The following is a 9111-nucleotide window of genomic DNA, read 5'->3' on the forward strand; positions in this document are numbered from 1 at the left end:
TTCGGTCTTTCTCTAGGTGCCGCAAGTGCGGCGATTGGTTAGTGCTCCAGCAGTGCCGGGGCAGCACCCAACAGGGTGCGGGTGTAGTCATTGGTCGGCGCGTCGAAAACCTGCGCGGCATTTCCGCGCTCGACGATTTCTCCGGCGTTCATCACGCAGATGGTGTCCGAAACATAGCGCACGGTCTGGATATCGTGGGAGATGAACACCATGCCCAGGTTCAACTGCGATTTCAGGTCGGTGAGCAGGTTCAGCACCTGGGCGCGCACCGACACATCCAGCGCGCTGGTGGGCTCATCGGCCACGATCACCGCAGGTTCCAGGGCCAGCGCCCTGGCGATGGCCACGCGCTGGCGCTGGCCGCCGGAGACCTGGCTGGGCAGGGCGGAAGCCGCCGAGGGCGGCAGGCCCACCACGCCCAGCAGCTCCAGCGCCCTGGCCTTGCGCGAGGAGTCGTTGCCGATCCCGTGCACGCGCAAAGGATCGGTGAGCGTATCCATGATCGACATGCGCGGGTTCAGCGCGGTGGCCGGGTCCTGGAAGACCACGCCCACGCTGCGCCCGAACTCCTTGCGGCCTGCGGCGTTGCGCTTGCCCACCGGCTTGCCGTTGAACAGCACCTGCCCGCTGGTGGGTTCCTGCAGGCCCACCAGCACCGAGGCCAGGGTGGACTTGCCGCAGCCGGATTCGCCCACGATGCCCACGGTCTGCCCGCGGTGCACGGCGAAGTCGACCCCGTTGACCGCCTTGATGATGCGCGGGGTAAACAGCTTGCCGCCGCGGATCTTGTGGTGCACGTGGATATTGTCCAGTTCGATGATCGCGTCGCTCACTTGTTCACTCCTTGCAGGTGGCTGGCCCAGCGGTGTTCGCTGCCGGCGCCCACGGGGACGAAGGACAGGTGCTGGTCCGGATCGGCGTCCAGGCGCGCGGAGCGCTCGGCGAAGCGGTCGCCGGCGGCGAAATCGTACGGGCTGGGGACGGTGCCGGGGATCTGGTGCAGGCGTTGCGCCTTCGACTCGATGGAGAGCACCGCCCCGAGCAGGCCCTGGGTGTATTCGTGGTGCGGGACGCGCAGCACGTCGCTGATCGGCCCGGATTCCACCACCTGGCCGGCGTACATCACGGTGACGCGGTGCGCCAGCGAGGCCACCAGCGCCAGGTCGTGGGAGACGAAGACCATCGCGAAGCCCAGCTGCTCGCGCAGCTCGTTGAGCAGGTCGACCACCTGCTTCTGCACGGTGACATCCAGCGCGGTGGTCGGCTCGTCGCAGACCACCAGCTTGGGGCTGCGCGAGAGGGCCATGGCGATCAGCACGCGCTGGCGCTGGCCGCCGGAGAGCTCATGCGGGTAGGAGCGCAAGGTGCGCTTGGCGTCCAGCTTGACCAGGGTGAGCAGTTCCTCGGGGGTCTTGCGCCCGCCGCGGCGGGTGAGCTGGCGCAGCTGGTCGCCGATGAGCATCGAGGGGTTCAGCGAGGACAGGGCGTCCTGGTAGACCATGGCGATCTGCTCACCGCGCAGGCCCTTGTAGACCTTGTCGTCCCCGGCCCGGGTGCCGCCATCGGAGGTGGCCGGCAGCAGTTCCCTGCCCTCGAAGGTGATGGAACCGGACAGCTTCGCGCTTCCGGGCAGCAGGCCCATGATGGCCAGCGAGGTGATGGACTTGCCGCAACCGGATTCGCCCACCAGCGCCATGGTTTCGCCCTCGCGCACCGCGAAGGAGACATCCTGCACGATCGGGGTGTCCCCGTAGCGCTCCGGGAAGCGGATGGACAGGTTCTTGACCTCCAGGATGGTGCGCGGTGCGCCCTTGGAGGTGTCGAGCACCAGGCGGTCGGTGCGCTGGGCCTCGGCCGCTGCCAGCAGGTCCAGTTCCCCGCGCAGCCGCTCGGCGGCTTGGCCGTCCACGGCCGCCTTGGCCCGGGCCGCCGCAGGTTCGCCGTGCTTCTTCGCCTGCTTCCTGGCCGAGCCCTTGGTGTTCACCAGCGCGTCGGTCATGCCTTCGGCCAGCATATTCAATGCCAGCACGGTCAGCAGGATCACCAGGCCGGCAAAGGTGGTCGCCCACCAGGCGCCGTTGAGCACCAGGGTGCGGCCGTAGGAGATCACGTTGCCCCAGCTCGGGGCCGGGTCCTGGATGCCTGCGCCGAGGAAGGACAGGGATGCTTCGAGGATGATCGCGTCGGCCACCATCACGGTGGCGAAGACCATCACCGGGGCGGCGCAGTTGCGCAGCACGTGGGTGCCGAGGATGTAGAAGCGCCCGGCGCCGATCACGCGTTCTGCGCGCACGTAGTCCTCGCCCCATTGGGCCAGCACGTTGGCGCGGACCACCCGCGCGATCTGCGGGGTGTAGATGATCGCGATGGACAAGATGATCACCGGCAGGGTGTTGCCCAGCGAAGCCAGCAGCGCGGCGGCCAGGGCGATGCCCGGGAAGGCCATCACCATGTCCATGATGCGCATGATCGTCTCATTGGCCCATTTGGCGCTGGTAGCGGCCAGCGCGCCGAGCAGCCCGCCCATGACCAGGGCCAGGGCCACCGAGCCCAGGCCCACCAGCAGCGAGGCCTGGGCGCCGAAGAGCAGGCGCGAGTAGATGTCGCGGCCCAGCCGGTCGGTGCCGAAGAAATGCTCGGCGCTCGGCTTCTGCGCCGGGATTCCGGTAGCCAGCGGGTCATGCGGGGCGATCAGCGGGGCGAAAAGTGCCACCGCGGCAATGGCCAGCAGGAACGCCAGGGCGATTTTGGAGCCTGCCGGCAGCGCCTTGAAGCGGGCGCCGGAATCGGAAAGGCGGTTCACGAGGTTGTTGCGTGGGGCCATGATGCTCATCCCTACACCGTCCTAATTCGCGGGTTGATCAGCAGGTAGAGCAAGTCGACGATGATGTTCACGAGCACGAAGGTGATCGCGATGGTCAGCGTGACGCCCTGGACCAGGTTGGTGTCCTTATTGGTAATGCCGTTCATGATCAGCTGTCCCATGCCGGGCAGGGAAAAGATCATCTCGATGACCACAGCGCCGCCCAGCAGATAGCCGATGCGCAGCCCGAGCACGGTCACCGGGGTGACCAGGGCGTTGCGCAGCACGTTCTTGGAGATCACTTCGCCGCGTGGCACGCCGTTGCCGATGGCGGTGCGCACGTAGTCGCGGTCCAGTTCCTCGACCATCGAGGTGCGCACCACGCGGGTGAGCGAGGCAGAGACCGGGATGGCCAGGGCCAGGGCCGGCAGCGCCATATGCAGCAGCCAGGTGCCCGGGCCCGATCCTTCGGGGGCGGCTCCCCCGGAGGGGAACAGCGGGCTGGAACCCAGGGCGAACCACTGGATGAGCAGGATGCCCAGCCAGAAGGACGGGGTGGCGATGGCCGCGATGGAGAAGATGCGGACCAGCTGGTCCGGCCAGCCATCGCGGTACAGCGCACCAAGCAGCCCGAAGGCCAGCGAGATGACCACGGCGATGACCACGCCCAGGAAGGTCAGCTGCAAGGTCAGCGGGAACGCGCCGGCGATCATCTGCGAGACCGATTGGGCCGGCGGGGTGGTCAGGCCGAAGTCCAGGCGGATCAGCCGGCCGATGAAGCTGATGTACTGGATGACCAGCGGGTCGTTCAGGCCGCGTTCTTCGCGGTAGGCCTCTTTGGCGGCCTCGGAGGCGCCCTCGCCCAGCGCGGAGGTGGCTTCATCGCCCGGGGCCAGCTTCATGATGATGAAGACCATGGCGGAGATGCCAAGGACCATCACCGGCAGCGCGGCCAGGCGGCGTAAGAGCAGGTTGAGGAAATTCCCCATGGAGTAACTCCGTTGAGTATCGAAGTGTGCAGATCATTGCGCGGCGCAGGCCGGGCGGCACGGCTTTGGAGCGGTGCCGCCCGGCCTGTTGCGCGGTGCCAGCGGCAGCTAGGCCTTGCGGCTCACGCCAACAAAGGAGATGCCCGTGGTTGGCAGCGGCGCGAAGCCTTCCAGCGCGTTTTCGTCCCAGGCCGATGGCAGCTGGCGGTGCAGCACCGGGTAGAGCGGGGCCTGCTCGGCGACGATGTTGATCGCCTTGCCCCACGCCTCCATGGCCTTGTTCGAATCATCGGTCTGGATGGCCGCGTCCAGCTGCTTCTGCAGCTCCTTGTATTCGGGCGCATCGTTCCAGCGGAAGCGGTTCTTCGGCCAGACATCCCCCCGGTAGAACCAGCTCATGAGCAGGTCCAGGTCGTTGCCGAACACCGATGGGTCGCCCGGGGCCGCCACCACCGAGAAGGTGCCGCTATCCACGTTGTCGGTGTACAGCGCGCCGGACTGCAGGTTCTTCATGGTCACCTTCACCCCCGGCAGCTTGTTCCAGGATTCGAGGATCAGCGGGGCGATGTCCTTGACCCAGGAGGTGTCGGTGGTCAGCAGCTCGAATTCCAGCTTGTCCACGCCGGCTTCCGCCAGCAGCGCCGCGGCCTTCTGCGCATCGTAGCCGTAGACCGTGTCCGCCTTGATGTACTGCGGGTGGCTTTCCTGCACATAGGAGCTGGCCGCTTTGGCGTTGCCCAGCAGCGCGGTGCGGATGATCGACTCGGTGTCCAGGCCATAGTGCAGCGCCTGGCGGACCAGGGCGTTGTCGAAAGGCTTCTTGGCGCAGTTGAACATCAGGAACAGCAGGCCGAAGGAATCTGCGCTCTTCACCGTGGCCTTCGAAGCCAGGCGGTCCATATCCAGGTACGGAACATCCTCGATAGCCTGCACGCGGCCCGATTCCATGGCGGTCACGCGGGCGGCCGCATCGGAGAGCAGGAACCAGGTCATGCCGCTGGCGGTCGCCGGGTACTTGCCGTTGTAGCCCTCGAACTTCTCGAAGACGATCTTGTCGTCCTTGGTGGCCGAGACCAGCTTGTACGGGCCGGTGCCGATCGGCGCGGCGTCGAAGCCGGCCTGGTCCTTGGAAGCCACGGCCTTGGGCACGACCTTGACCACCGAGATGCGGGTTGGGAACAGCGGGAAGGCGTAGTTCAGCTTGAACGACACGGTCTTCTCGTCCTTGGCCTTCACCGATTTGATGAAGGGGATGAACTGGGCGAACAGCGAGGCATTGCCGGTGTCCAGCACGCGCTCGAAGGAGTAGACGACGTCCTGGATGGTGACCGCTTCCCCGTTGTGGAAGGTGGCCCCGTCGCGCAGGGTGATTTCCCAGCTGGTGTCGTCAATCTGCTTCGGTTCCGCCGCGGCCAGCGCCAGGTAGGGTTCGCGGGTGGCGGGGTGCAGGTCCACCAGGCCTTCGAAGATGTGCATGTTGGCGGCGAACGGGGTCGCGCCGGAGGAGGTCATCGGGTCGAAGCCGGTGGACAGGGCGTAGGAGATGCCTGCCTCGATGGTGCCGGTGCCGGCAGCTGCGGTGCTGCCCGCGCCGCCGCTGGCGCCCGTGGAGCAGGCGGCCAGGCTGGCAGAGAATGCCGCAGCAGCACCAACCATCCCGGTGATCTTCAGGAAATCTCGTCGTGCAAAGGGCTTGTTGGCTACTTCTTTCAAAGCCATTCTTGCCACCTCCAGGAAAATGAATGAGTGTTGTAGGACGTAGGATGTCCGATCTATGGTTTAGACTGTAGTGGAGGTCACACCGCAAGGTCAACTGCGTCACATGAACTTCTCCGCCCGCCTAGGAAAGCAGGATCCGTTGAGCACCATGCCAGCCCGCCGATCAGATGCCCGTGCCCGCCTGCGCGCCCTGACCAATGACATCACCGCGCTGATCCTTGAACGCGGGCTGCTGCCCGGCGATCCGCTGCCCACCGAGCAGGAGCTCATGGCCGAGCTCGGCGTGGGGCGCAACTCCCTGCGCGAGGCGATCAAGGTGCTCCAGGCCCTGGGCATCATCGATACCCGCCACGGCTTCGGCATGTTCGTCGCCGAGGAAAACCTCAACGCCCTGCATGACTCGCTCGCCTTCCGCGGGCAGATGTCGCTGCGCCACCATGGCCATGAAGCCAGCGAGCTGGTCGATGTCCGCCAGGCGCTGGAAACCGGGCTGATCGGCCTGGCCATCCACGCTGTCACCGACGAGCACCTCGAAGCCTTGGAGCAGTGCGTGATCCAGATGGAGCAGCACGCGGCGCGCGCAGAGACCTTCGTCGAGCAGGACAAGGCCTTCCACCGCATCCTCTTCGAGCCGCTGGGCAACCAGCTGCTGACCAACCTGCTCGGGGTGTTCTGGGATGTCTACCGCACCATCTACGATGCGATCGACTCCGACCTGGAAATCACCCAGCCGGCCAAGACCGCGCAGGACCACCGCGATATCCTCGACGCGGTGCGCGGCAAGGACGTGGAAACCGCCCGGCAGCTGGTCTCCGAGCACTTCCACGGCATCCGCGCACTGCTGGCGAGCCGGGAAGTTTAGAAGAAAAAACCCTAAAGCATTCCTTTCACAGCTAAGCTGGGGTGGTGGACACACTTCAACGCTATGCACCCAATGAAAACCTCAGGCGCGACGAAGCGGCCTGGCGCGCACGGAATATCGAGTGGCACTTCGCCGAAGTCCAGCTCGATCTGACCAATGCCACCGACCGCAACGCCACCAGCTACACCTCGATCACCACGCTGAACTTCAGCTCCAAGGATCCGGCGGCCTTTATCGACTTCATCCACGAATCAGTGGCCGAGGTACTGGTCAACGGCACCACGATCGACCTGGAATCCGCAGTGCTCGATGCACGCATCTACCTCGACCAGCTGCGCACCGACGTGCCGAACACCGTGAAGATCACCGGGCAGGCGATCTACTCGCGCTCCGGCGAGGGCCTGCACCGCTTCGTGGATCCGCAGGATGGGCAAACCTACCTCTACACCCAGTTCGAGCCTTCCGAGGCCCGCCGGGTATTCGCCTGCTTCGAGCAGCCCGACCTGAAGACCAGCTACCGCTTCACGCTCACCGGCCCGGCATCCTGGCACCTGGCCAGCAACCAGCCTGTGCTCGACGAGGTCTTCCACGATGACGGCACCAAGACCGTGGCCTGCGCCCCGACTCCCCCGATTTCCAGCTACATCACCGCGGTGCTGGCCGGACCGTACCACGTGGTGCGCGGCGAGCACATCCAGCAGCTGGGCAACGGCGAAGAGCTGTCCATCGAAATGGCCGCCACCTGCCGCGCCTCGCTGGCCGAGCACTTCGACGGCGACGAAATCATCAAGCTGACCAGCCAGGGCCTGGACTACTACCACCAGCTGTTCGACTACCCCTACCCGTGGGGCAAGTACGACTCGGCGTTCGTGCCGGAGTACAACCTCGGCGCCATGGAAAACCCGGGCCTGGTCACCTTCACCGAACGCTACGTGTTCACCTCGCATGCCACCGAAGGACAGTACGAGCAGCGCGGCAACACCCTGATGCACGAAATGGCGCACATGTGGTTCGGCGACCTGGTCACCATGAAGTGGTGGGATGACTTGTGGCTGAAGGAGTCCTTCGCCGACTACATCGGCACCCTGGCCAATGACCAGGCCACCGACTTCACCACCGCCTGGACCACCTTCGCCGCGCGCCGCAAGGCCTGGGCCTACGTGGCCGACCAGATGCCCACCACGCACCCGATCGTGGCCGACATCCCGGACCTGCTGGCCGCGGACCAGAACTTCGATGGCATCACCTACGCCAAGGGCGCCTCGGTGCTCAAGCAGCTGGCCGCCTTTGTCGGGGCCGAGGCCTTCCGCGACGCCGCCCGTGCCTACTTCCGCAAGCACGCCTACGGCAATACCTCGCTGGATGACTTCCTCGAAGCGCTGGAAGCGGCCAGCGGCCGCGATATGGGCCAGTGGGCGGATGCCTGGCTGAAGACCAGCGGCGTGCCCAAGCTGCACGTCGACTACACCACCGATGCCGGCGGCACCATCACCGCGGCAACGCTGATCCAGTCGGGCACCGATCCGGTCACCGGGCAGAAGATCGCCCGCCCGCATGTGCTTTCCGTGGGCGCCTACCAGCTGGCCGGGGGCCAGCTGTCCCGCACCGACTCGGTGGACGTGGAATTATCCGGTGAATCGGCGCCCCTGGACTTCCTGGTCGGACGCCAGCTCCCGGACTTGCTGCTGCCCAACGACGGCGATGAGACCTATGCGCTGATCGAATTCGATCCGGTTTCGCGTGCCACCCTGCTCGGCCACCTCTCGGGCCTGGGCGACTCGCTGCCCCGCGCCACCTGCTGGGCGTCGCTGTGGGATGCGGTGCGTTCGGCCACCTTGGATGCGCAAAGCTACGTGCAGGCGATCCTGGCCCATGCGCACACCGTCACCGATGCGGGCGTGTTCAGTGTGCTCACCGACCAGCTGGTCACCTCGATCTCCAAGTACGTGGCCCCAGAGCTGCGCGCCGAGCTGCGCGGCCAGGCCGCCACGGCCCTGACCGGATGGCTGACCCGGTTCGAGGCCGGTGGCGATCAGCAGACCACCACCGCGCGCACCCTGGTGCGCCTGGCCCGCGCCGGTGTGGCTCCCGAGGTTCTCGACGCCTTCCTGGGCGAGCAGCCCAATGCCTACCAGGTCACCGTCGATGAGCAGTTGCTCTGGGGTTCCTACATCGCGCTGGCCGCCGCCGGCCGGCTCGATGAGGCCGCCGAGGCCCGCATGCACGAAGCAGCCAAGGCCAACCCCACCAGCGTTGCGCAGAACTCGGTTCGCACCGCGCTGGCAGCCCGCCCGGATCCGCAGGCCAAGGACACCGCCTTCGACACCGTGCTGATGGCGCGCGATGAGCACGGAGAGCTGTCCAACGACGCCCTCTCGGCCACCGCGCTGGGATTCACCATGGGTTCGGCCGCCCTGCTGGCACCGTTCGAGGAACGCTACTGGGCCGCGATCCTGCCGGTCTTCGAAACCATGGGAATGGAGTTCGCCACGCGTGTGATCGAGGGGCTGTATCCAGGCCACCAGGATCTTCAAGGCTCCATCGAGCAGAACAAGGCGCTGGCCACCGCTACCGCCTGGCTGGAGCGCCATGAGAGCGCACCGACCGCGCTCAAGCGCATCCTGCTTGAGGAACGAGCCGAATTGGAGCGCTCGCTGAAGGCCCAGGCCTACAGCCGCACCAGCCGCTAACCCGCTCTGGCAGAGCCCAAGCCCGGTCCCGCTCGTTGCGAGCGGGAC

The 9111-nt window shown here is 66.2% G+C and carries 6 protein-coding genes; 2 read left to right on the top strand and 4 right to left on the bottom strand.

Features of this window, described 5'->3' with window-relative positions; all coding sequences use genetic code 11:
* Positions 1–38 precede the first annotated feature (38 nt).
* From ACRDT3_RS16795 to ACRDT3_RS16810, 4 genes are all read right to left on the bottom strand, one after another.
* Positions 39–833: an ABC transporter ATP-binding protein gene (locus tag ACRDT3_RS16795; RefSeq protein ID WP_431494076.1), complete on the bottom strand. Its 795-nt coding sequence runs from the start codon at positions 831–833 to the stop codon at positions 39–41.
* The gene (locus ACRDT3_RS16800) at positions 830–2833 is read right to left on the bottom strand and encodes a dipeptide/oligopeptide/nickel ABC transporter permease/ATP-binding protein (protein ID WP_431494077.1); all 2004 of its coding nucleotides are present in this window, start codon (positions 2831–2833) and stop codon (positions 830–832) included. The genes ACRDT3_RS16795 and ACRDT3_RS16800 overlap by 4 nt, the downstream gene beginning before the upstream one ends.
* Before the next feature lie 2 nt (positions 2834–2835).
* Entirely contained in the window at positions 2836–3792 is a 957-nt protein-coding gene (locus tag ACRDT3_RS16805) for an ABC transporter permease (RefSeq protein WP_431494078.1), read from the bottom strand.
* Between the two features lie 108 nt (positions 3793–3900).
* Complete coding sequence (locus tag ACRDT3_RS16810; protein WP_431494079.1) at positions 3901–5511, bottom strand: ABC transporter substrate-binding protein; 1611 nt, start codon at positions 5509–5511, stop codon at positions 3901–3903.
* Positions 5512–5614: 103 nt separating this feature from the next.
* Between ACRDT3_RS16810 and ACRDT3_RS16815 the strand changes: the two genes are divergently transcribed.
* Positions 5615–6373, top strand: coding sequence for a FadR/GntR family transcriptional regulator (locus ACRDT3_RS16815; protein WP_431494080.1), 759 nt, complete (start codon positions 5615–5617; stop codon positions 6371–6373).
* Positions 6374–6417: 44 nt separating this feature from the next.
* Positions 6418–9063: an aminopeptidase N gene (pepN, locus tag ACRDT3_RS16820; RefSeq protein ID WP_431494081.1), complete on the top strand. Its 2646-nt coding sequence runs from the start codon at positions 6418–6420 to the stop codon at positions 9061–9063.
* Positions 9064–9111: the final 48 nt, after the last annotated feature.

Origin of the sequence: Glutamicibacter sp., from assembly GCF_050701915.1 — a bacterium.
GTDB lineage: Bacteria > Actinomycetota > Actinomycetes > Actinomycetales > Micrococcaceae > Glutamicibacter.

Coding starts and splice junctions, on each gene's coding strand:
- ACRDT3_RS16800 (WP_431494077.1), bottom strand. CDS start 2,833: ATGAGCATCATGGCCCCACGCAACAACCTCGTGAACCGCCTTTCCGAT.
- ACRDT3_RS16805 (WP_431494078.1), bottom strand. CDS start 3,792: ATGGGGAATTTCCTCAACCTGCTCTTACGCCGCCTGGCCGCGCTGCCG.
- ACRDT3_RS16810 (WP_431494079.1), bottom strand. CDS start 5,511: ATGGCTTTGAAAGAAGTAGCCAACAAGCCCTTTGCACGACGAGATTTC.
- ACRDT3_RS16815 (WP_431494080.1), top strand. CDS start 5,615: ATGAACTTCTCCGCCCGCCTAGGAAAGCAGGATCCGTTGAGCACCATG.